The organism is Streptococcus sp. A12, from assembly GCF_905372335.1.
GTDB lineage: Bacteria > Bacillota > Bacilli > Lactobacillales > Streptococcaceae > Streptococcus.
This window is the reverse complement of the sequence record NZ_CAJPOU010000024.1, coordinates 1-23589: the sequence shown is the minus strand read 5'-3', so window position 1 is coordinate 23589 and position 23589 is coordinate 1. Positions and strand designations below refer to the sequence as shown.

The following is a 23589-nucleotide window of genomic DNA, read 5'->3' as shown; positions in this document are numbered from 1 at the left end:
ACTCAAAATTAAAAAGCTAGAGTTCCACAATTGGAAATCTCTAGCTTTTTTGTGACTGAGAACAATGTTGTCCCAGACTATTTTTTATTTCCTGACTACCAAATCCATCTCTTACTGTTTCTTTAAAAGGTTTAGATTCGGATTTTTATGAGCAAAGAGCACGACCTCAATAAAGGTTCCCACTTGGAAGGCAAAGAGCAAGCCTACCAAAATATTGACCCGATGGTCTGTTTCATAGAATGGGGAATTCCATAAGAAGTGATTGGTCACCGTGGAAACTACACACCAGAGACCAAAGAGCTTTTCTTTTTGCTTGGTGCACTGAGACAGGATGAGAAAGGCTCCAACAGATACAACAGCTGTGTAGACTGCATGAGATGCTAAACCACCAGAAATGCGGTTCACTGCCTCTGTTACTGCTGAGAGGTCTCCAGTTCGCGTTTGACGCGCCACATAACCTAGATCTTCAATGATTTGGAAACCAAGACCAGATCCAAAGCCGGCAATTAAAATCGATTTCAAATCCTTACGACCCAAAATCAAGAGGATCCAGAAGGCCACCAGAGCTTTGAAAAATTCTTCAGAAAAAGGTGCTGTCAAAGCATCTGTCCATTTATTAAAGGTACTAACATCCTGAATGAGATGACTATTGAAATGGTCAATGAGGCTGTTCCCTGAAAAACTGAGCCAGCCAGCAACAAAAGCACCACCAAACATGGTCGCCCACAAAACAAGAAGAGGAACCTCAAATCTTTTTGCAAGTCGCTTAATAAAGAGATAAAGAGGAACGACAATTACCGCTAAAACGAGCAGATTTAATACCAAATCTCTTCCTGCTACTTGGTTAAACTCTTGTTGAGAGAGAGAGCCTAGCTCAAACTCCATCCCAATCCCTGCTAAGACCAGAAAGAGGAAGAGCAATATTCGTTGAAACTTATTCATCCTTCTTACCTCCCTTTGCTTTCTTTGATTTTATGAAGAAAATTCCTACTCCTATCACTGTCACAAGGGCTAAGCCAATCGTGATGACGAAGTCATAATCAAATGGTACCAAATTGATTTCTTCTTCTTGGTTTGCATCTTCTTCATCTGTTAAATCGTCAATAGCACCTTGTCCATATTGAGCAATCACCTTTTCTTCTGCTTCTTGACGAATTTCTTGCAGACGATCGAAGGTCTTTTGAGCTCGAGTCATGCTCGTTTCTGTCGCTTTTAGGCTCGCCTGCTCTGGCTGCGAAGCGAGGGCAATTTGTTCTTGGTCACTGATTTCTTGCTCAGCCATCCATTGAGATTCTAGGCGTTCCATTTCAGTACGGATGGCTCCATCTCCGAACAAATCAGGATATTTGGCAACTAAATCATTAATGCGAGACATGGTCCAATACCAAGATTGGGGATTATAGGCTGTTCCTAATTCTTGATAGGCTTGGTAGGTATTGGTGATATTGCCATAGTAAGGCAGGTAAGGAGCATTTCGTGGGCTTCCCATCGCTAACCACATGGTTCCCCCACCAGCACTATCAGGAACATTGTCCTTCAATTGGAAAATATGGGCTTCCATGACATTCGGGTTCGAAATCGGGTATTTATAGACTTCATCAAACTTCCCTTTTTCTGGAATCCCTTTTCCATCTAACTCCATTTGATCTTGAGGTTTGAAGTCTGTTCCTTCTAACCGATTGCGTTGGAGATTCATCGCATCTCGTAGCGTCAATTTCCGATCCGTTGTATGCATCAAGTCAAAATACTCGTCATCGTAGTTCACATCTGCATCTGGATCCAGTGACTTAATACCAGACCAAACACGAGAACGATCTGCCTCATGCAAAGGAGGATTGTAGGATTGGGAAACATGGAACTGGCCATCGATTTCTTTATAGGTTCCTGCATCACGGGCCACTTTTTCAACATCCTTCGAGGCAATAGTCCGTTCCTTATCTGAAAAATCGACATGTCCTAAGAAGAAGGTATTTGGAAAGACTGCATAACGATCTTCTGGGAAGAGAATCGCTACATATTGGTGACCAGAAAGGATCTCCATGTACCAGATTCCTTCCTTGTCCGCAATCGTCACAATATTTCCTTCTGCTGCCCCTTTTTCTTCCACAATTTTCGCAATAAGCTCGACTCCTTCACGAGCCGTTTTGACACTTGGAAGAACGACAGTGGTGAGGGCAGACTCAGCCAAGCCGTCCTCTACATAAGGATCGACCTTTTTAATGTTGTCATTTGCTGAAGCTGAGACGGTCGCTGAGATGGACACTCCATGTTCATTAAAACCAGCCTCATCAAATACACCCTGTTCTGGTGTAACATCTGGGACAGCTGTATATTTATAACTTACTTCTGGGAGCTCATACTTAAAACCATTGGTGGCATCTTCAAAGACATCCCCTTTCTTGTTATAAGTTCGTTCTCTGACCACAAAGTTCTTATTGTGGTTCGGTTCTAAGTCCTCCGTACGTCCGTACAAAGCATTCCCATCTGCCGTTAACTTTTTACCGATGATAAAACCTGTACAGGCCTCTACCGGTTGGGCAAAGAGGAAGAGAGCAGTGATCAAGCCCAAGGCTGATCGAGCATAACGTTTCTTCATATTGAACTCCTTTAACTAGATATTAACCGTATAACCTCTTTTAGTATACCTTCTGAACTAAGGTTTGGCAAGCGCTTACAACAACTGTAATCAATTAGTAATCTATCTGAAAATTGTTTGACTTTCAAATTATCAAATAACCTTCTCTATCTAACTGTACACTAAAAAGCTCGGAACCTTCCAAGCTTTTTCTGAATAATCTCTACCTTTTTAGGAAAGAATCAGGCTCGCGACAAGGGGACTTATAAAGACGTAGAAAACGCCAGTTATCCCAATTGCTAAGCCTCCCATAGCTCCGGCTACTTGACCATACTGAAAGGCTGTACTAGTCCCTACCGCATGACCTGTACCCCCAAGGGCCAAACCAATGGCAACAGGATCCTCAACTTTTAGGCATTTAAGAATCGTTGCTCCTAGGACACTGGTAAGGATACCTGTCGCTACAACGACAACCAGGGTAATGGTAGTAATTCCCTGCATTTTTTCAGCAATCCCCACTGCCATAGCTGTTGTCACAGACTTTGGAAAGAGGGAAATAGCTAGAAAGTACTTCATCCCAAAAAGCTTAGCCAAGACAGCTGTAAAAAGTGTGTTGACCACTACTGCTAGAAAACTACTAAGAAGAATACTCTTGGCATGGTGTTTCATCAGATGAAAACTCTTATACAAGGGAATTCCCAGGACAACCGTTGAGGGCACAATCAAATTACTGAGGTAGGTCCCGCCAATATTATAGGCCTTATAGGAAATCCCTGTCAGCTTTAAGAATCCAATGATCAAGACCGTAGCAACTAAGAGGGGGGTCGTGATCGGATGGGGAAAGCGACGAAAAACCATCATCCCAATCAGATAGGCAAAGACTGATAAAGAAATCCCAAAGAGAGGATTTGACCACAAACTTTCCATTATTTCTTCCCTCCTTCATAATCCCCTTCATACCGAGTCTTGATAAAACCGACGACTAAAGCAATGAGGGTTACATTGATGATGATAGCCCCTAAAATAATCAACATGATGGGCAATAAATAAGGCTGGATAACATCAAACTTATCCATAATCCCAACCGCTGGAGGTAAAAACAAAATCGTCATATTGGCTAAGAGAAAAGATCCGACCAGATTCACATGGCGGATACGAAGCCATTTCAACTGCAAGCAAAGAAATAAAATCAGTAGACCAATAATACTTCCTGGAATTGGCAAATGAAAGAGGCTAGATATCCCTTCCCCAATCAAAGAGATGGTAAAGATAATCATCAGTTGAACATATAGTTTCACGCGCTTCTCCTCAAAATTCTTGAAAGATACACTAACAGTCTACTCCTTTTCTGTAAAAAATCAAGTATTTTCAGAAAGTTTTCAGACATAAAAGACAAGGACGACTGCAAGAGTCTCCTTGTCTAAAGAGCTATTTATTTTTTCTTGGCTAGCATGGTCGCAAAGCGTAAGGCAATCCGATTGCCATTTTCATCTCGTCGATGCAAATGCCCTGGGTTCTCATTGTATTTAACGAGTTCCCAATCTTTGTAGTAGTCTGCTAGCTCGCCTTCCTTAAAAGTAAAGGAGAAAGGAACCTGGCAAGGATAGTCCTCTGTATCCATGGCACAAACGATCAAGTTATAGCCACCTGGATTGGTCTGGTCTTGCATATTTCGAATAATCGCCGGAATGCGATCCGCTTGCAAGAACATAAGGACAACCGTTGAGACAATCAAGTCATAACTTTGTTTTAGGTTCGCTGAGTTGATATCATAGAGCCCCACAGTCATTTCCAAGTCCTCTTGTTCTACAATACTTTGCAAGATCTCTAAAGCCAATTCATTTTGATCGACTGCTGTCACTTCAAAGCCATGCTGGGCCAAAAAGAGAGCATTTCGTCCTTGTCCACACCCTAAATCCAAGGCCTTGCCTGGAGAAAGGGACTCCATGGCTTCTAGCACTTCCGAATGGACGGGATTGCTATTATATTTTTTGGGGAAATAATCTTTGGGTTCACAGTAGAATTCCAAAAACCATTCCACATCATCTGTAAGGGCCTCTACACGGTGCCAAGCTTGCGGTTGTGCCATCGGGTTATCCGCACCTGCCTCAAAAATATGGCTGGCTACTTCTTCCCCATCTTCCGTCAGCTCAACAAACTTGAGTTTTCCTTTGAGAACGGTAATCTTTCCCCAAGTACCTACTTTGGTATTGTGTTTTCTTTGGACTGCTTCAGGCATGGTATCCTTGGTCCACAAAGGCATCCGTTTATAAGCAATTAATTTTTCAAGCATCCGTTTCTTCTCCTTCTTTCTATCTATCCCTATCATACAAAAATTGCATGCAAATAACAATAAAAAGAGTGGAATTACAAGCTCCTTTTGTGAAGACTTCTATTCCACTCTCATAGAATCCAGTTGAGGCAGGATGCTGATTTAGCAGTCTCTGTCTACTTATTCTTCATTTTCATTCTTTTTTGATTTTTTAAAGTAGAAACCTGCCAAGCCAAATCCTGCAAGTGCCAAAACTCCTAAGACGGCAGACAAACTGCTGTTTGAATCACTTGCCTTGCTAGATGATTGACTAGAAGCTGTTTCTTCCTTCTTGTCTGTCTCTTTCGATGCATCTTTTTTAGCTTGAGCTGCTGCTACCAGATTGGCCTTGTTGTAACCGTCATATACAAAGTCTGCTTCCAAGCCTTTTTCTGTACGAATCTTATCTTCCATCTCACTTTCAACTTGCTTGATTTGTTTGAAGATGGTTTCCGCACGTTTAAGTGAGTCGCTAGTTACTTCGTCTGCAGTAGCTTTCGCTTGGTCATCAGTGAGTCCACTGTATTTTTGATCCAAAGCCTCTTGTTCTTTGATCCAGCCTTTTTCCAATTCTTTCCACTTCTCTTGGATGCTATTACCAAAGAGATCTGGGTATTTCATGACCATTTGGTCAATATGCCAAACAGCCCAATACCAAGAAGTTGGATCGTATTTGGCAGAGCGAACTTTGAATGGTGCGTAGGTATCGTTGACAATACCATAGAATGGCACATAAGGCGTGTTCCGGCTTTGAGCGAGACCTAACCAAACAACACCACCAAATGGTGTTGGCAAGTCCTTCTTAATTTGGTATACGTGGGCGTTAATGACGTTTTCATTTCCCAAAGCATATTTGTATTTATTGGTATCGACTTCTTTACCTGGTTCTACTAAGTCATCTGGTGTGTATTGTTTGAGGTGTTCGAACCGGTTCCGTTGTTCAGCAAACACATCTTCTAGACTATACTTTTTAGAAGGATCCGTTGGTTTGCGCAAGAGATCAAAGTGCTTATCATCATATTTGATGTCCGCTTTAGGATCCATCAAGGTAATCCCTGCATAGGTCCGTGAGCGGTTACGTTCGGTATATTCATCTGGACCATATGAGTCTGCAATATGGAAGTTACCATCTTTATCAGTCTTGTAGTGGTCTGCCTTTTTAGCAACTGCTTCCACATCTTTTGAAGCAATGACATTGTCCTTGTCCTTGAAATCCACATGTCCTAGATAGTAGGTATTGGCAAAGATGGCATAGCGGTCTTGAGGGAATTTGATGGCTACATATTGGTGACCAGAGAGGATTTCCATGTACCAGAGTTCATCTTTATCTGCTACGACAATGATGTTTCCTTCGGCAGATCCTTTTTCATCAAGTACCTTGGCAACCAACTCAATTCCTTCACGAGCTGTTTTGGCACGTGGGAGAACCAAGTCTACCATAGCAGCTTCAGCCAAGCCATTTTTCACAAGTGGATCTGCTTCCAAAATCTTATCGTGTGGGGTTGCAGATACGGTAGAAGTCATGGAAACGCCCACTTCGTTAAAGCCGTGTGCTCCGAAATTCCCGTTGGAACCATCTCCATGGGCTGCATCATAAGTTGCGGTATATTTCATTTCATGACTCAAGTGAGGATAAGCAAAGCCGTTAGATTCGTCCTCCAACATATCCCCATCCTTATAGTCTTTGGCAGGTACCACTTCGTAAGTTTTATTGTGGCGACCACCATCGGGAGCATAAGGATAGTCTTCAGTCCGCCCAAAGAGCATGGAACCATCTGTCGTGAGTTCCTTCCCAACAATGAAGGCTGAGCAGGCCTGCGCAACTTGAACTGGAATCAAGGCAAAGGCCATCAAAGCAATCATCAGTTTGACCAGTAGTTTTCTCATAGTCGATCTCCTTTATGACTACAAAAGAGGCTAGAAAATCATTTTCAAGCCGACGAAAAACAACTATACCAACGCTACCTTCAGTATACTCTTATCCAGATAATAATGCAAGCGGTTTCAAGAAAGGAAATTTAAAAATAGGAACAGTTTTCAGCCCTTGCTTCAGCTGTTCCTATTTCTTACTTTAACGCGTATTGTATTGCTTCATGACACGAGCAATGTCACGATTTTGCTCCCGCCGTTTGATGGATTCACGTTTGTCATAATCGTGCTTCCCTTTGGCTAAGCCCAGCAAGAGCTTGGCGTAGCCATCCTTAAGATAAACCTTAAGGGGAACTAGAGTCATCCCTGTTCCTTTAGTCTCCTGCTCCAACTTTTGAATTTGCTTCTTATGCAGCAAGAGTTTGCGACGACGCTCTGGGTCTTGGTTCCAGATATTGCCTTCCTCATAGGGAGAAATATGAACATTGCTGAGCCAGACTTCTCCATTTTTGACTTGGGCAAATCCATCCTTGAGGTTGATACGAGCTGCTCGAACACTCTTGATTTCTGTACCAGTCAGGACCATTCCTGCTTCAATGGTTTCAACAATTGTATAATCGTGGCTTGCTTTCTTATTTTGTGCGACGACCTTTCCCTCGCCCTTTGCCATGCTTAGCTCCTTTCTTAGCTACTTCCTTGTAAAAAGGTTTCTTACTCTTTTTCTTCTTGTCTTTTGAAGAATGCTTGCGCTTGTTCTCTTTAAAGGCTCCTTGCTTTCGTTCTTCTTTCTTAGAAGAAGGGCGCTTAGAGTGTCCATTTCGATCTTTACGGCCCGATGCTTTAGTGACTTTTTCAATCAAATCCAGCTCACTTGGGATATAAGAAAAATCAATCTCACCAGACATCTTATCCGCTCTTTCGACCCTGATTCGGATTTCCTGACCGACACGGAAAGTGACGCCTGATTTTTCCCCGCGCAAGGTCAAATCGCGCTCGTTAAAATGATAAAAACCAGGTAAGGTAGTGATGTGGATTAAACCTTCTACGGTATTTGGCAATTCAACAAAGAGACCAAACTTGACGACACTGGACACCAGAGCATCGTACTCTTCGCCAACATAGTCCTCCATGTACTCTGCCTTCTTCATGGCTTCCACTTCCCGTTCCGCATCAATGGCGCGGCGTTCCCGACTAGAGGATTGGCTAGCAATATCTGGAATGACCTGTTCAAAATGACTAGCTACTTCAGAATCTATTCTATACTCTCGCACCATGCGGTGGACTAATAAGTCTGGATACCGGCGAATCGGACTGGTGAAGTGAGTATAGAACTCAGCTGCTAGCCCATAGTGGCCGTGGTTGTGCTCGGAATATCGCGCTTGTTGCATGGAACGGAGCAACATCATAGACAAGACATCAGCATAGGGTTCCCCTTCTACCTTCTTCATGATGTCCTGCAAGGTTTCCTGACTCATGAAACTAGCAGTCCCATAAATTGGAAGGCCAAAACTAGAAGCATAATCGATAAACTTTTGCACCTTCTCTGCTTTGGGTTCTTCGTGAATCCGGTAAATAAAGGGAAGTTTTCGTTTGGCAAAATGCTCAGCTACTGTCTCATTTGCAATCAGCATAAAGGATTCAATCATCCGTTCTGCAACCCCACGTTGGCGCAAGACGATGTCTACTGGTTTTCCTTGAGGATTGACCAGGATTTTAGCTTCGCTGGTATCAAAGTTCAGGGCTCCTCGTTTTTCCCGCATTCCTTCTAAGATTTGATGAAGAGCAACCATGGCTTCGATACTTGGCACAATGGCTTGGTATTCCTCACGCTTCTCCTGGTCTCCAGCAATGATCTCATTGACATCGCTATAGGTCATCCGGAAAGTCGTTTTAATAACCGTTTGGGTGATCTGATAACGAAGGACCCGACCACGCTGGTCGATTTCCATAATGGCTGACTGGGTCAAGCGATCCACTTGAGGGTTTAAGGAACAAATCCCATTAGAGAGACGCTCTGGTAACATGGGCACGACCCGGTCTGTCACATAGACAGAGGTCGCCCGGTTGAGGGCTTCCTTGTCCAAGGCCGAACCTTCGGTCACATAGTAAGAGACATCGGCTATGTGAACGCCAAGTTCATAATTCCCACCTTCCAAGCGCTTGATGTGAACAGCATCATCCAAGTCCTTGGCATCGGCACCATCAATGGTAAAGATGATTTCATCTCGAAGGTCCAAACGTCCCTCCATATCCTTCTCACTAGGCTGGTCTGGGATGCTTTCTGCTTCTTTGAGGACCGCTTCTGGAAATTCTGAGACAATATCCATAGACTCCAAGACTTCCAAGACATCGATCCCAGGATCTGTCACATGCCCAACCACATCTTGTACTGAGGCTACAAAGTAGTTGTGCTTCCGACTTGGATACTGTTCAATAGCTACCTTGAGAACTTCCGTTCCCTCTAATTGTAGGGCAGGTTTTTTTACGTAAATGCGTTGACTAATCTTTTGATTCTTTGAAAGGATGTAGCCTGCGTATTTGGGTTTTTCCTCATCCAAAACGATTTGTCCGACGACTGTTTGGAGGCTATGCTCCAAGACATCAATGATTTTCCCCTCTGCCGCTGTCCCCTTTTGCCGATCGGCGACCTTGGTGATTACAACCTCAACTGTATCCCCATCAATGGCATGGTTGACATCATTTCGTCCAATAAAAATGTCCTCTTCTTCCCCCTCTAAGCTGACAAATCCAAAGCCACTCTTATGAGCATGGAAAATCCCTTTCACAGTAATGACGCCTTTTGGCTTGGCATCAAGGAGACTTAAAAAACCATTTTCTTCAAAGGTTAGTTGACGACGTCGCTCCATCAGCGAAATGGTCTTAATCAGTTCACGAAAACCTTTGGCGTCAGTACTCCCAATGGCTTGAGCCAATTGATCAACCTGAGCTTTTCCCTCCTGTTTTAAATAATCAATAATTTTACTTTTCATATCTTGTGCTGGTCACCCAGCCTCCTTTATTTTCTTTCTTTCAGAGAGATTTCTTTACAAGTGACGAACTCCCTATCAAACGACCCATAGATGAAAAAATAGGCAAAGACAATGTCTAAGCCTATCTTATTTACTGGATAATACCATTAGAATCATCGCAATCAGTAACCAAAGGAAAATCATGACTCCTGTTAAACGTTGCATGACTGCTTCGAATCCACGAGCTTTTGAACGTTCGAATAAGTCATTTGAGCTTGCATCGAATACGTTGCTAGATTGATTTTTAGTTGGTTGCATGAAGATAGCGATAATAATTAATACAGATAGTACCAATAAAATAGTAATCAACGGTTTAGTCATAATTTAAAAACTCCTTAAAATCCTATCTATTTTACCATAAAAATCATTTCGTTTCAAGATGTAATGTCACTTTTCTTTCTTTGGGACAATACTTCAAAACTTCAATTCTTTCAGGGTGTGTCTTCATATTTTTACTTGTCAAATAATTCTGACTACCACAGCTCGTGCAGGTTAGTTGTACTTTAATGCGCACTGATTTCTCTCACTTTCAAATACTTTCTAAAGATGAATAAAAGGAAGGCCAAATCTATAAAGGCTAGGATAGCAGTCCCATAGAATACCCAATGGTAATTGACATGCATGGCAATACTAGAGCCCATCAGGGGACCAAGAACTCCCCCAACATAAAAGAAGAGCTGATTGTAACTAAAAATCCGAGAAATTCCTTCCTTGGGAGTCATGCGGTTTAAGAGAGCCGTCACTCCGGGCATTAAGGCTCCTGTTCCAATTCCAAATAGGAAGCGAAGAAGGCCTAATTGAAAAGGGGTCTGAGCAAGGGCACAGAAGATATAGAGGATGCCACTATAGAGAAGAGCTAAAAGTAAGAGGCGATGGTTGCCAATTTTATCTCCGAGCTTTCCCATCCATCCCGATGTCAGGATACTGGAAATCCCCATCGCTGATACGATCAGTCCAGATACAAAAATAACATTGTCGCTCTGGCCAAGTTCTCTCACATAGAGTGGAAGAATGGGAGAAATGGACTGACCGATCATCTGAATGGTCATACTGGTCAAAAAGAGGCCCAGTAAAATGCCCTTATGCTGGATAGAAGTCAGTAATTCCCAGCTTGAAAGGTGCTTCTCCTTCGATATTTGTTGGTAGTCTTCCTCAATGCCCCACCAAGTTAAGGCAGAGACGAGAAAGAGGAAAAAACCAACGAGGAGAAAGACATTACGCATACCAAATTGCTCTGCGATCAATCCACCCAACAAGGGGCCCATCAAAGTACCGGCGACGGTTCCCGTCGATAAGGTTCCTAGAGCATATCCAGATTGATTCTTTGGTACCTGACTGGCAATGAGAGCCGTGCTATTAGGCACAAAGCCTGAGAAGACACCATTTAATAAGCGTAGGAGCAGCAACCAAAAGACGGAAGGGACAAAAGCAATTCCTCCCATGGTCAAGGTCATAGCAATCGAGGCTCTCAACATCATGGGTTTCCGACCATAACGGTCCGCCAAACTCCCCCAGATTGGGGCCATTAGAGCGGAAGTCAAAGAGGAGGAGGCGACTGCAATCCCAGCATAAAAAGGAACTGCCGGACCTTTCACCCCCAACTCCTCAACAAAGAGAGCCATAAAGGGAACCACTAACGAAAGACTGGCACCTACGAAAAAACAGCCAATCCAGGCAATAAAAAGATTTTTACGCCAATTGATTTCCAGTGAAATAGGATCATCTTCTTTCTATTTGTTCTAAAGCCCGATCGATATCCTGATAGAGGTGATCACGCTGGCTATTGTTATCGATCACGAGATCGACAAGAGCTTTTTTCTCATCTAGAGGCATCTGGGCTGCCAAACGATCGCGCGCCTGGAACTCCGTTAGGGCGTTTCTTCCCATTAAACGTTGCAACTGGGTCTCTTCCGTCACATAGACCAGCCAGACTTGGTCAAACCAGTCCAGATATCCCTGCTCGATTAACAAGGGAATATCCATGAAAAAGAGGTCTTCTGTTGCAGCTAGTCGGTCCCGTTCTCGCGCCAGGGCTTTGCGAATGATCTCTCCTTGTACTTGGTTGGACCAGGTAATCTCTTTTTGGCTTGAGAAGATGCGTTGAGCCAGAGCAGGACGATTCAAGTCTCCAGTATCTAGGAGGATGTCCCTTCCAAAATGCTCTACCAAAGCTTGATAGAGTTCTCCACCTGGTGCCTGCAGGTCATGGACTACTCGATCAGCATCAATGACAGGATACCCTTTTTCTTTTAAATAGGAAGTGACAGTTGACTTTCCTGAAGCGATCCCTCCTGTTAATCCTATGATTCTTGCCATCTAGTTCTCCTTTTGACAGTGAGGGCAAAAATGGGTTCCGCGTCCCCCCAGCTGGATTTTCTCAATCGGTGTTCCGCAGCGCAAACAAGGTTGACCTGTTTTCCCATAGACCTGGTGTTCTTCCTGCATGGTGCCATCCTCGCCAAAAGCATTGCTATAGGAGCGAACGGTGGAGCCACCCTTTTCAACAGCCTGAGCCAGCACAGCAATTGTTTCTTTGCGAACAGCTTTGGCTTCTCTAGCAGTTAAGCTTTGACCCAAACGGGCTGGATGAACCTTGGCTCGATAAAGGACCTCATCTACATAAATATTGCCCAGACCAGCCACTAATTTTTGGTCCAAAAGAGCTGATTTAATGGGTTTCTTTGATTTACTAAGAGCTGTTTGGAAGGCTGGCCCTTTAAAATCCTCTTCTGTCGGCTCTGGACCAATCTTTTTCGCCAAAAAATAGCTGTCGACAAGCTCGGGTTTGATAACTTCCATAGTCCCAAACTTGCGAACATCTTCATAGACCAGGGTGCTGCCATCTGTCAAATGAAAGAAGACATGGGCATGCTTGCGAGGAGGGACCTCCTCTGGATAAAAGAAATACTTGCCTTCCATCCGCAAATGCGAGATGAGGACCAGATCCGTCAGATAAAACAAGAGGTATTTCCCGCGACGCCCCAGGGACCGAATTTCTTGACCTGGAAGATCTTGACAAAAAGCATCTAGATCCGTATGAATCATCTTCGAATACTTTACTTCCACTGACTGAATGGTTTTCCCAAGAATTAATTTCTCAAGACCGCGTCGGACAGTCTCTACTTCTGGTAATTCAGGCATAGAACTCCTTTCAAAAACAAGAAGCAGGCTTCTGCCCACCTCTTCTTAATATTCTTTTTCGTTGTATCCGAAATCAGCAAGATCCAATTTCTTATCCCGCCAATTTTTCTTGACTTTGACCCAGGTTTCTAGGAAGACCTTGTCCCCTAGCATTAGCTCAATATCCTTACGCGCAAGGGTTCCGATCTTCTTGAGCATGGCACCGCCTTTTCCGATGACAATGCCTTTTTGGCTATCGCGCTCGACCATGATGGTTGCTCGGATATGGACCTTATCTGTCTCTTCATCCCGCTTCATAGAATCCACCACTACGGCAACAGAGTGAGGAATTTCTTCCCGCGTTAAATGCAAAACCTTCTCACGGATCATTTCAGAGACCAAGAAACGCTCTGGATGGTCAGTAATCTGATCCGCAGGGAAATATTGGAAACCTTCTTCTAAGTTTTCGCTCAAAATATCAATCAAATGCGAAACATTGTTTCCTTGAAGGGCTGAAATCGGCACAATTTCCTTGAAGTCCATCTGACTACGGAAGTCATCGATTTGCGCTAAGAGTTGGTCAGGGTGCACCTTGTCTATCTTGTTGACCACCAGAATAACCGGCACCTTAGCAGCCTTGAGGCGCTCGATGATCATGTCATCGCCTTTCCCACGTGGCTCGTCTGCTGGCACCATAAAGAGAACGGTATCGACTTCTCGAAGGGTGCTATAGGCAGACTCTACCATGAAGTCTCCAAGCGCTGTCTTGGGTTTGTGAATCCCTGGGGTATCGATAAAGACGATCTGTTCCTTATCGGTCGTGTAAATTCCCATAATCTTGTTGCGCGTTGTCTGCGCCTTGTCACTCATGATAGCAATTTTTTGCCCCATGACGTGGTTCAAAAAAGTTGACTTCCCAACATTGGGACGTCCTAAAATGGCTACAAAGCCTGATTTAAATGTCATAGTTTCCTTTCATGAGGGAAGTCTCCCTCTTATCCAAATACTAGAGCCCACAACTTGGGCACAAATATAATAAGACCTGTCACCAAGGCAAAGCCCGAAATAACGAGAACCGCTCCTGCCGCCATATCTTTGGCATTCTTTGCCAACATGGAGAAATGGTAATCGCTCGCCAAATCCACTACATTTTCAAGAGCAGAATTCATGATTTCAAAGGCAATGACCAAAGAAACACTTAAGAGTAGAAAGAGCCACTCTGTTGCTGAAATGCCAAAAAGGAAGCCTGCAACAATCGCTAAGATAGCTGAAAGTGCATGCTTACGCATATTTCGTTCCTCTTTAAAGGCTGTGAAAATCCCTGTTAAAGCAAATTCAAGACTGGCAATCAGTTCTCGATTTTTCCATTTTCGTTTATTGTCTTGTGAGTCCATAGGCTGTCAAAATCTCTTCCTGTAAGCCAAACATTTCCTTCTCTTCTTCCGGCGTATAGTGATCATAACCGTTGATATGAAGGAAGCCATGCACTGCTAAAAAGCCCATCTCGCGCTCAAAGCTATGGCCATACTCGGCTGCTTGCTCACGCGCCTTGTCTACAGAAATAAAGAGCTCTCCAATATAGGTATCAAACTCTGCCATCATTTCTGCCAATTCTGGATGGTCTTCTAAATCTTCTTCTGAAAAAGCAATGTCCATCTCTGGTTTGTATTCTAGACTGATCACATCCGTTGGGCGATCCGTATCCCGGTATTCCAAGTTCAATTCATGGCTACGTTCGTTGGTTACAAAGGTCACTGCCATTTCCTTGTCTTCTTTGCCCAATTTTTTTGCAGCAAATTCTAAAATTTCCTGGGTTTGTTTGATCATTTCTTCAGAGACTTGACCGGTCTCATCAACCATTTCAATATACATCTTGGATCACCTCACTATCATTTCAATTATAGCATAAAAATAGCGTATATACTAGAATACACGCTACTTTTACTATTTGAAGAATGCCCTTTTATTCAACCGTCTGTTGGATAGCTTGCATCTGGGCATAGATGCCACCATGGGCAATCAAGTCTGCATGTTGGCCCCGTTCGACAATGCGTCCTTCTGATAGAACCAAGATCTGATCCGCATCTTGAATGGTTGATAAGCGGTGGGCAATGATAAAGGTGGTCCGGCCTTTCTGTAAGACTGCCATAGCCTTCTGAATAATCTCCTCTGTCTCCGTATCAATGTGGGAGGTCGCTTCGTCCAGAATCAAAATTTTCGGATTCATGTAAAGGGTCCGTGCGAAGGAAATCAATTGACGCTCTCCACTTGAGAAGGCCGATCCTTTTTCAACCACCGGATGGTCGATTCCCTTTTCTAATCTCTGGATCATAGGCAGGGCACCGACCTGTTTTAGAGCATCCAAGACGCGATCACGGTCGATATCTGTTTGAATCATGGCCACATTGCTAGCAATGGTCCCTGAGAACAGATAGGGATCCTGTAAGACAATTCCCATATGGGAGCGAAGACTCTCTCTAGAGAAATGGCGAATATTCTGGCCGTCGATCCGAATTTCTCCCTCCTGCGGATTATAGAAACGATAGAGCAAGTTCATAATGGAGGATTTACCCGAACCGGTATGGCCAACCAAGGCAAGGGTTTGACCCGGATGGGCTTGGATGGAAATATCCTTCAGAACTGGCTTACCTTCTTCATAGGCAAAAGTGACATGATCAAACTCCACTGCCGCCCGATCTATTTGAATCTCCTCTGTCGCATCTGCCTCTACCTTTTCATCTAGGAAAGTCAAGACTCGCTCCCCTGTTTCCAGAGAGCGTCGGATATCCGGAAGACGACGGATCAAATTGGCCATCAGATCAAAAAGCTGAATAACATAATTGAGATTGATAAACAAGAAACCTGCAGTCATCCCCAAATCTCCTCCAAGAAAGGATAGGCCTGCAATGGTTAATATTCCTGCAATGACGATGTATTTCAAGAATTCTGTCAGGCTCCAAGAGGCAATGGAGTCTGCTAGGACCAAACGATCATAGGCCACAGTCATCTTGTCTGTCGTCTGATCAAACTCCTCAATTACGCGCTCTTCTTGTCCGTAAAGTTGGATCATACTAGCTCCATGAAGCAGTTCATTTACCTGGGTATTGATCTCACTTCTGGAATCAAAGAAGTCCTTCATGGGCTTGTCCGTCATGCGCTTATACAAGGCCTGAATCCCGTAAAAGATAGGGAAAATCAAGCATAGGAGGAGACCCATCATGGGATTGATAGTAAAGAGAACTCCCATGATAAAGAAGAAACGCATCAAATGAATGACCAAATACATACAGGAATTGTAAAATTGAGTCCGTAAGGTCTCTGTATCATTGACAATCCGTGTAGCAATTTTCCCTGCTGGCTTGTCATCAAAGTAGGAAATCGGTAGTTGTTGCATCACGAGGAAGGCTTGATCGCGTAGCTGTGCAGTTACCTTATTGCCTCCATGGATCAAAACCCGATTGCCTATATAACTGACAATCTGACCCACAGCCAAAACAATCAGATAGAGGACACCCATAAGATAGAGTGCTCCTAACTCTCCTCCCTGACTCAAGGCTGTCAAGGGACCATCAATCATTTTTTGCAGAATAAACGGCGATAGATCTGACAAAATCGTTGCCAGCAAAAGACAGATGAAACCAAGGCCAAAAATACCAGGAAAAAGGGATAGTTTTTGTAATAGTCGTTTTAAAATACCCATCTTATTCTCCTTCCTGTCTTTGTTGCCGTTGGTATTGTTCGTAATACCAACCTTCTTGAGCTAGTAAATCACTAGCTGTTCCTTCTTCTACAATCCGTCCTTGATCTAACACAAGGATCCAATCTGCATGATGGACAGCTGAGAGACGGTGAGAGACTATCAAGGTTGTCTTTCCTTGTCGCTCTCTTTGAATGGTCTCAATAATGGCCTGTTCTGTCTTGGCATCCACTGCGGATAAAGAATCATCCAAGAGGAGCAACTGGGCATCACGTAAAAAGGCGCGCGCCAAAGAAATCCGTTGCTTCTGTCCTCCCGATACGGATACTCCCTTTTCACCAATCAGAGTATCCAGACCATCCGACATCCGTTCCAAATCATCTGCGAAGGCTGCCTGAGCGATAGCATCCATGATTTCATCTTGACTAGCTCCCTTCTTACCAAGGGAAATATTTTCTAAAATAGACTTCGAAAATAGGATGTGTTCCTGCGAGACGTAACCGATTTTTTCCTCAATAGAGCGTCTCACGTAACGAGCAACGGGCTCCCCATTAATGGTAAATGTCCCTTGCCCAAGTGGGTATTGTCGTAAGAATTGACGGACCAAGCTTGTCTTTCCTGCTCCTGTTCGACCCACAATCCCAATGGTTTGCCCTTTATTGAACTGCAAAGAAATCTGAGAAAGACTCTCCTTCTCCGCCATCGGATAGGTAAAAGAATAGTTTTCGAAAACTACCTCATTCAGTTCCTCTAGCCAATCATCCCCATCTCTTTCCAAGTCATCATCCTCTTCGACCAATTCTGACAACTTTTTGTGGGAGGTCTTGGCTGTTTGATAGACAAGGATGAAGTCTGCTAGCATCCACATCGGCTCAATCAAGGCCACTAGATACAATTCTAGACCTAGCAGTTGACCCAAGCTAATCTGTCCAGTCTTCAAGAAGTGACCCCCACAGACCAAAAGCAGGACGGTTGAAACCCCGATAAAGAAGAGGGCAAAAGGACCAAAGGCATTTTGAATAGAGGCGATCTTATCCCCCGTCTTGGCCAAACTTTCTGTCCGCTCTTGAAATTGTCGCACCTGACGCTCCTTGCGACTATAGGCCCGCATGACCCGAATCCCTTCGATGGATTCTAGGACCTCATCATTCAAGTGAGCCACGGCGTCACGGTTTTCATCCACATAGACCTCTTCCTTTTTCCCCAGGAGATAGGTTGATAAAACCAGAAAACTCATAGGAATAAAGGAAATCAAACTCAACTGCCAGGAAATCAAGAACATAGTTGGAATAATAAAGAGGAACAAGCCTCCTCCATAAAGGACAATCAGCATCCCATAGCCGACCATCCCCATCATCCCGTCTACATCCGTGGTAAAACGAGTCAAGAGATCCCCTGAGCGAAATTTTTCATAAAATGGCCGTCTCATAGCTACGAGCTTACGAAAAGCTTGCCCCTGTAGCCTAGCCTTGTAATGGACCGAAGCTTGAAACAACTTCAGATGCCAGTAGTAAGCAGAAATGTAATTTAAAAAAGTAGCTCCCAACAAGAGAGCAATATCTATCGTAAAACTTGACTGAGTCAAGGTCTGCTTGCTCAGCTGGTCGACTAGTCGTTGAATGACCTGTGTCGGTATTAAAATTGTATAATCATAAATCACTAGGACCACAGCAATGCTGAGATACAGCCACTTATGCTCCCAGATGTACTTCCATAAAGCTCCTATCATCTTCTCCCCTTTCAATTTGGCACAGAAAAAACCCAAGTAGGAGCTGAGTACGTGCTCAGTCCACACTTGGGCCTTCTGATGCCTGTCACCAATTCAGTTAAGGCAGGCAAAAATGCATACAAAAAACCCAAGACAGACTCCTCCATCTTGGGTTTCATTCAATTTTTACATAGAACTCAACTGAGATTGGAGAAGCTGTGTATTCAATTGTGTCATCAAAACATCTACTTTGTTCATGATGGTTTTCTCCTTTCTCTTTGTTGTTCTAACTTTACCACGGATTTCTGTGCTTGTCAACGTTTTTTTGAAAATTGTTGAAAAAAGATTCATAAATAGGCACTAAATTTGAAATTAAAGCACAAAAAAGAAGCCTAGTTCTTCTCTAAGCTTCTCTCTTCTTCTATGCTAGTTGCCGGGATTGAACCGGCGACCTCATCCTTACCATGGATGCGCTCTACCAACTGAGCTAAACCAGCAGTACCTATCTACTATATCATGGAGATAGGCCTTTTGTCAATATCATGACTCATTTTTCTGCCAAATATTCTTCTTTGGTGAGGACATAATGAACTCTCGTCACCATTCTCCCTTCTTCATGCAGGTCTAGCATCGCGTAGGGCTCTTCGTGAGAATATTTCATCCCTGATTTGGCCATCACCCGTCCAGAAGCCGGGTTGTCCTTATCATGAACAGCAATGAGCTTGTTCATCCCTAACTGTTCAAAAGCCAGGGCAATGACTGCCTTGGTAGCTTCTGTCGCAAGACCTTGGCTCCAATAATCTTTATTCAGAACATAGCCGATACTCCCCTTTTTCAGAGAAAGATCCAAATCCAGTAAATCAATCGTCCCGATAAATTTTCCATTTTCTTTGAGTTCGATCCCCCATCTGCCAAGTGGGCTCACTAGGTAAAAAAGGGCAATATTATTACGCGTCTCTTCTAGACTCTGATTGGTTGGAAAAGTGTAGCGCGTAACTGTTTCATTAGAAGCGTACTCAAACATAGACGGTGCATCTTCTAGAGTGACCGGACGCAAGTGCAAACGATCTGTCTCCACTTCACGATAAGCCGCTAACTTCACATATAAATTTTCCATTTGACACTCCTTCTTTAGGGATTAGTTTAGCAAATAACATAAAGGAGGGCAAGCTCAAATTTTTCTTGCTTTTTAACCCATTTTTCTATACAATAAAATCAATCAAAACAATCAGATGAGGAGTGAAAAGGTCATTGAGTTAGGAGAGCAATCTCATGCCAATGACCTTTTCACACCTAAATCTAAGTAAGGAGAAATAATCATGTTAATTGGTATTCCAAAAGAAATTAAAAATAATGAAAATCGGGTCGGTTTGACCCCTGCAGGTGTACAAAGCTTGGTGAAGAAAGGCCATCAAGTTTTGGTAGAAACAAATGCTGGACTTGGTTCTGGCTTTGGCGATGAAGATTATGCCAAACAAGGAGCGACTATTGTTGCGACTGCTGCAGAAGCTTGGGCAGCTGAATTGGTGGTCAAGGTCAAAGAACCCCTCGCTGAAGAGTATGGCTTCCTTCGTGAAGACCTCTTGCTCTTCACCTACTTGCACATGGCTGCTGCACCTGAATTAGCAGATGCCATGGTGACTGCCAAGACAACTGGGGTGGCTTACGAAACGGTACGAGACCTTGAAGGACAATTGCCTCTCTTGGTGCCAATGAGTGAGGTTGCTGGACGAATGGCCGTTCAAATCGGGGCTCACTTCCTCACCAAACAAGAAGGTGGATCTGGTGTCCTCCTAGGTGGGGTACCTGGTGTTCCTAAAGGGAAGGTTACCATCATAGGAGGCGGGGTCGTTGGAACCCACGCAGCTCGGATTGCACTTGGACTCGGCGCCCAAGTGACCATCTTAGATATCAGCGCTAAACGTTTGGCTGTTCTGGAAGATGTCTTTGGTCACCAAATCCAAACCCTTATGTCCAATCCATTTAACATTGAAGCCAGTGTCCGTGATGCCGATGTTGTTATCGGAGCTGTCCTGATTCCTGGGGCTAAAGCTCCTAAATTAGTGACAGACGATATGGTTAAACAAATGCGTCCAGGTTCTGTCATCGTGGACGTAGCTGTGGACCAAGGTGGGGTTATTGAAACAGCAGACCGTGTCACAACGCATACGGAGCCTGTTTACGAAAAACATGGCGTGCTCCACTATGCCGTTGCCAATATCCCAGGTGCTGTCGCTCGCACTTCTACCATTGCCCTCACCAATGTAACCCTTCCTTATGTCGAAGCTTTGGCTGACAAAGGTTTCCATAAGGCCATCGCCCTTGATGAAGGCTTACGCCAAGGTGTTACTACTTACCAAGGCCATATCACAAGCCAACCAGTTGCAGAAGGGCTAGAACGCAACTTCACACCAATTGATGAATTGGTTTAATTTCTAATATTTAAAAGGCTGGGCAAAAAGTGTCCAGCCTTCGTTGTATGATAGTAATAACTACATGACGCAGTGGTTGATTGGCATCTTTGTTCGCTTTTAAAGCTACAAAGACGACCTAATCAACTGTGCGGGGGTGGGAAAACGAACTCTTTTTAATTAGTCTGAGTTCTTTCCCACTCCCTTTTTTATTCTGCTTCTTCTTCCACATCCAGTTTTTCTTTGAGGACTGGATTCGGAATGGGCTCGTAGGCCCGGATAATCTCTGCTACTACTGGATGACGAACAACATCCTTGGCAGAGAAATGCACAAAGTCAATCTGAGAAATATTTTTTAATTTCTCCTGAGCATCAATCAAACCGGATTTGACATTTCGAGGGAGGTCAATCTGGCTGGTATCTCCATTGACAATCATCTTGGAGTTAAAACCAAGACGGGTCAAAAACATCTTCATCTGCATGATGGTGGTATTTTGCGCTTCATCGAGGATGACAAAGGCATCGTCCAAGGTCCGCCCCCGCATATAAGCTAAAGGCGCAATCTCGATAATCTCCCGCTCCATCATCCGAGTGGTTTGGTCTTTCCCTAAAATCTGGTAGAGAGCATCATAGACCGGTCGTAGATAAGGGTCCACTTTTTCTTTAAGATCCCCTGGTAGGAAACCAAGGCTCTCTCCTGCTTCTACAGCTGGACGGGTCAAAATGATCCTCTTAACTTGACCACGCTTGAGGGCGGTGACAGCCAAAGTCACAGCTAGGAAGGTTTTCCCTGTCCCGGCTGGTCCAATCCCGAAGGTCACATCATGGTGCTTGACACTATCGACATAAATCTTTTGCCCCAGCGTTTTGACCCGAATGGGCTTGCCGTAGCTATCCTTGATGATTTCTTCTTCATACAAGGCGACGAACTTATCCAACTCATCATTACGAACCATTTGAATAGCTGTTACGACATCCGGCGTCCCGATGGTCATACCACGATTCACCAAGATCAGCAAAGCCTCAATGACTTGTCTAGCTTTCTCACAATCTTCTTCTTGCCCAATGACCTGGACAATTTCTGTTCGTGCATGGATGATCACATCCAACTCTTGCTCCATCAAACGCAAATGACGCTCATTGGATCCAAACAGATGGAAGAGATCATCTGGATGACTTAATTGAATATCAATTGAATGTTCTTTCAAATAAAGAACCTCTCTATTTCTGTAAGTTTTCTCTATTATAACAAAGTGACCGAGAATTGACCATCCCCGGCTCACCACTATCTCCTGTTACTAATGACCTAAGTATTCTTCCCAGATCGCATCAAATTCTCCTAGATTAAAGGAGAAACTGGCATGTTCTTCCAGAAAGCGGCTGACCTCATCAAAATCATCTGTATGTTTTGGAAAGGCAGACTCATGAAAAGCTAGATCAGCTAGCAAGGCTTTCGGAGCATTGCTTTTGGGATTGCGCTCTGTCATCAGCCAAGTGTAAAATGATTTTCGCATAAGGCTCCTCTTAGATTAGTTCCGTTCCAAACTGGTCTTGCTTGATTTTTCTCGCTTTCATCAAGCCACCCAGAGCCTTTTTGAACTGCCCCTTGGAAATTCCAAAGGTTGCCTTAATCTCTTCTGGGGAGGACTTGTCATTCAAGGTCATAAAGCCACCATTCCCCTCCAAGTAGGCCAAAATCATCTGCGCATCGTTTTCAAGCATTTCAAACGAGCGTGGTTTCAAGGACAAATTCAAGGTCCGATCCACCTCTCGGAAACCGATGACCCGAGCATCAAGGACTTGTCCCAAACGGGGTTCTGCATAGCGCTCACTTGGATGGATAAAGCCCAGCATATTGTTTTCAGGCAGGTAAACAAATGTCCCTGAGAGTTTTAAGCGATAGACGATAGCCGGCCAGTTCTGGTTTTGCATATTGTTGTAGGCTGGGCGGGCAATTCGTTGGAAGTCTTCTTGGTAGGCCAAGACACCCCAGATCCGATCTTTTTTATCAACTTCTAGGCGAACAAAGAGTTTATCGCCTTTTTTCGGCCATAAATCCTTGATTTCTGGCAAAATATCCAGAGAGACGACAATCTCCTTATCGGGTAGACCTGTATCGACAAATACACCCAGGTCCTTGCGAACTTCTGTCACAGTTCCCCAGCCAAATTGGTCCTGACGAGCAGTGACTTCTAGGGTAGTCAGGCGCAAACGTTGCTTCATATCCGTATAGGCAAAGCCCTTGACGGATTCTCCAAGTGCATGCCCTCCTTCAGACTTGTCCAAGGCATAAGTCTGCCCATCCTTCTGGACAAAGTAAAAGCGATCATTCTCATCCGTTACAAGGCCCACGATATCATATGCGAGGTTGGTATTCATTTTTTCCTTCTTTCTGGCTAAAGCTCATCAATAGCCCCTTAATGGAAATAAAACTCAGCCAGCAGTGCCAACTGAGTTCATTTCCTCTGTAAACTGCTGGAAATGATTAAACTTCAAGCAATTCTTTTTCTTTGTGTGCTGTCATTTCATCAACATGTTTCACAGCATCATCGGTTACTTTTTGGATTTCTTTTTCGAGATTCTTCAATTCATCTTCAGTGATTTCTTTAGCTTTTTCTTGCTTCTTCGCTTCATCCATCGCATCACGACGAATGTTACGGATCGCTACTTTAGCATTTTCACCGACTTTTTTCACTTCTTTGGCCAAGTCACGACGAGTTTCTTCTGTCAAAGCTGGAATAACCAAACGGATAACTGATCCATCGTTGGCTGGAGTAATACCGAGGTCAGAAGCATTCAAAGCGTGCTCGATATCTTTCAATGAAGACTTGTCAAAAGGTGTGATCAACATCACACGAGCTTCTGGAAT

At 43.9% G+C, this 23589-nt stretch carries 24 protein-coding genes and 1 tRNA gene; 1 reads left to right on the top strand and 24 read right to left on the bottom strand.

Annotated elements, in window-relative coordinates:
- Window positions 1–111: 111 nt before the first annotated feature.
- The 20 genes from QZ158_RS04870 to QZ158_RS04775 form a co-directional block, all read right to left on the bottom strand.
- Window positions 112–942 carry a PrsW family glutamic-type intramembrane protease gene (locus QZ158_RS04870; RefSeq protein ID WP_293882876.1) on the bottom strand — a complete coding sequence of 277 codons (831 nt, stop codon included), beginning with the start codon at window positions 940–942 and terminating at the stop codon, window positions 112–114.
- Window positions 935–2596, bottom strand: a complete 1662-nt coding sequence (locus QZ158_RS04865; RefSeq protein WP_117744512.1) for a C69 family dipeptidase — start codon at window positions 2594–2596, stop codon at window positions 935–937. Before QZ158_RS04865 ends, QZ158_RS04870 begins: the two co-directional genes overlap by 8 nt.
- Before the next feature lie 210 nt (window positions 2597–2806).
- A complete protein-coding gene (locus QZ158_RS04860; RefSeq protein ID WP_293882868.1) occupies window positions 2807–3502 on the bottom strand; it encodes an LrgB family protein in 696 nt (231 codons plus the stop codon).
- Window positions 3502–3873 (bottom strand): CidA/LrgA family protein, encoded by a 372-nt coding sequence (locus tag QZ158_RS04855; protein WP_293882865.1) that lies wholly within the window; start codon window positions 3871–3873, stop codon window positions 3502–3504. The genes QZ158_RS04860 and QZ158_RS04855 overlap by 1 nt, the downstream gene beginning before the upstream one ends.
- Before the next feature lie 134 nt (window positions 3874–4007).
- Window positions 4008–4868, bottom strand: coding sequence for an SAM-dependent methyltransferase TehB (gene tehB, locus QZ158_RS04850; protein ID WP_293882862.1), 861 nt, complete (start codon window positions 4866–4868; stop codon window positions 4008–4010).
- A 159-nt stretch (window positions 4869–5027) separates the two neighbouring features.
- Entirely contained in the window at window positions 5028–6773 is a 1746-nt protein-coding gene (locus QZ158_RS04845) for a C69 family dipeptidase (RefSeq protein WP_293882859.1), read from the bottom strand.
- Window positions 6774–6957: 184 nt separating this feature from the next.
- Entirely contained in the window at window positions 6958–7425 is a 468-nt protein-coding gene (gene smpB / locus QZ158_RS04840; protein ID WP_293882856.1) for an SsrA-binding protein SmpB, read from the bottom strand.
- Window positions 7388–9745, bottom strand: coding sequence for a ribonuclease R (rnr, locus tag QZ158_RS04835; RefSeq protein ID WP_293882853.1), 2358 nt, complete (start codon window positions 9743–9745; stop codon window positions 7388–7390). Before rnr ends, smpB begins: the two co-directional genes overlap by 38 nt.
- 126 nt (window positions 9746–9871) lie before the next feature.
- Window positions 9872–10105 (bottom strand): preprotein translocase subunit SecG, encoded by a 234-nt coding sequence (secG, locus tag QZ158_RS04830; protein ID WP_006595869.1) that lies wholly within the window; start codon window positions 10103–10105, stop codon window positions 9872–9874.
- 43 nt (window positions 10106–10148) lie between these two features.
- Window positions 10149–10298, bottom strand: a complete 150-nt coding sequence (gene rpmG / locus QZ158_RS04825) for a 50S ribosomal protein L33 (protein WP_293882848.1) — start codon at window positions 10296–10298, stop codon at window positions 10149–10151.
- On the bottom strand, window positions 10288–11487 hold the full coding sequence (locus QZ158_RS04820; protein WP_293882879.1) for a multidrug efflux MFS transporter: 1200 nt from the start codon (window positions 11485–11487) through the stop codon (window positions 10288–10290). The genes rpmG and QZ158_RS04820 overlap by 11 nt, the downstream gene beginning before the upstream one ends.
- A 16-nt stretch (window positions 11488–11503) precedes the next feature.
- Window positions 11504–12100 (bottom strand): dephospho-CoA kinase, encoded by a 597-nt coding sequence (coaE, locus tag QZ158_RS04815; RefSeq protein WP_293882845.1) that lies wholly within the window; start codon window positions 12098–12100, stop codon window positions 11504–11506.
- Complete coding sequence (gene mutM / locus QZ158_RS04810) at window positions 12101–12925, bottom strand: DNA-formamidopyrimidine glycosylase (protein ID WP_293882842.1); 825 nt, start codon at window positions 12923–12925, stop codon at window positions 12101–12103.
- A 45-nt stretch (window positions 12926–12970) separates the two neighbouring features.
- A complete protein-coding gene (gene era, locus QZ158_RS04805; RefSeq protein WP_016465947.1) occupies window positions 12971–13870 on the bottom strand; it encodes a GTPase Era in 900 nt (299 codons plus the stop codon).
- A 29-nt stretch (window positions 13871–13899) separates the two neighbouring features.
- Window positions 13900–14298 carry a diacylglycerol kinase family protein gene (locus tag QZ158_RS04800; RefSeq protein WP_048789580.1) on the bottom strand — a complete coding sequence of 133 codons (399 nt, stop codon included), beginning with the start codon at window positions 14296–14298 and terminating at the stop codon, window positions 13900–13902.
- Complete coding sequence (ybeY, locus tag QZ158_RS04795) at window positions 14279–14776, bottom strand: rRNA maturation RNase YbeY (RefSeq protein ID WP_048689623.1); 498 nt, start codon at window positions 14774–14776, stop codon at window positions 14279–14281. Before ybeY ends, QZ158_RS04800 begins: the two co-directional genes overlap by 20 nt.
- Before the next feature lie 91 nt (window positions 14777–14867).
- Window positions 14868–16604 carry an ABC transporter ATP-binding protein gene (locus QZ158_RS04790; RefSeq protein ID WP_293882831.1) on the bottom strand — a complete coding sequence of 579 codons (1737 nt, stop codon included), beginning with the start codon at window positions 16602–16604 and terminating at the stop codon, window positions 14868–14870.
- Window position 16605: 1 nt separating this feature from the next.
- The gene (locus tag QZ158_RS04785; RefSeq protein ID WP_293882828.1) at window positions 16606–18330 is read right to left on the bottom strand and encodes an ABC transporter ATP-binding protein; all 1725 of its coding nucleotides are present in this window, start codon (window positions 18328–18330) and stop codon (window positions 16606–16608) included.
- 403 nt (window positions 18331–18733) lie between these two features.
- Window positions 18734–18806, bottom strand: a tRNA-Thr gene (locus QZ158_RS04780).
- 50 nt (window positions 18807–18856) lie between these two features.
- Window positions 18857–19426, bottom strand: a complete 570-nt coding sequence (locus tag QZ158_RS04775; RefSeq protein ID WP_293882825.1) for a GNAT family N-acetyltransferase — start codon at window positions 19424–19426, stop codon at window positions 18857–18859.
- A gap of 202 nt (window positions 19427–19628) precedes the next feature.
- Here QZ158_RS04775 and ald point away from each other — a divergent pair, with 202 nt between their 5' ends.
- Complete coding sequence (gene ald, locus QZ158_RS04770) at window positions 19629–20741, top strand: alanine dehydrogenase (RefSeq protein WP_293882822.1); 1113 nt, start codon at window positions 19629–19631, stop codon at window positions 20739–20741.
- 188 nt (window positions 20742–20929) lie between these two features.
- On the opposite strand, the gene QZ158_RS04765 is transcribed toward ald, so the two are convergent.
- The 4 genes from QZ158_RS04765 to frr form a co-directional block, all read right to left on the bottom strand.
- Window positions 20930–21928 (bottom strand): PhoH family protein, encoded by a 999-nt coding sequence (locus tag QZ158_RS04765; protein WP_195323704.1) that lies wholly within the window; start codon window positions 21926–21928, stop codon window positions 20930–20932.
- 90 nt (window positions 21929–22018) lie between these two features.
- Complete coding sequence (locus tag QZ158_RS04760) at window positions 22019–22234, bottom strand: YozE family protein (protein WP_048689636.1); 216 nt, start codon at window positions 22232–22234, stop codon at window positions 22019–22021.
- A 10-nt stretch (window positions 22235–22244) separates the two neighbouring features.
- Window positions 22245–23099 carry an RNA-binding virulence regulatory protein CvfB gene (cvfB, locus tag QZ158_RS04755; protein ID WP_293882814.1) on the bottom strand — a complete coding sequence of 285 codons (855 nt, stop codon included), beginning with the start codon at window positions 23097–23099 and terminating at the stop codon, window positions 22245–22247.
- 106 nt (window positions 23100–23205) lie between these two features.
- Window positions 23206–23589 (bottom strand): ribosome recycling factor (gene frr / locus QZ158_RS04750; protein WP_293882811.1); only part of this gene is annotated, 384 nt, incomplete at its 5' end.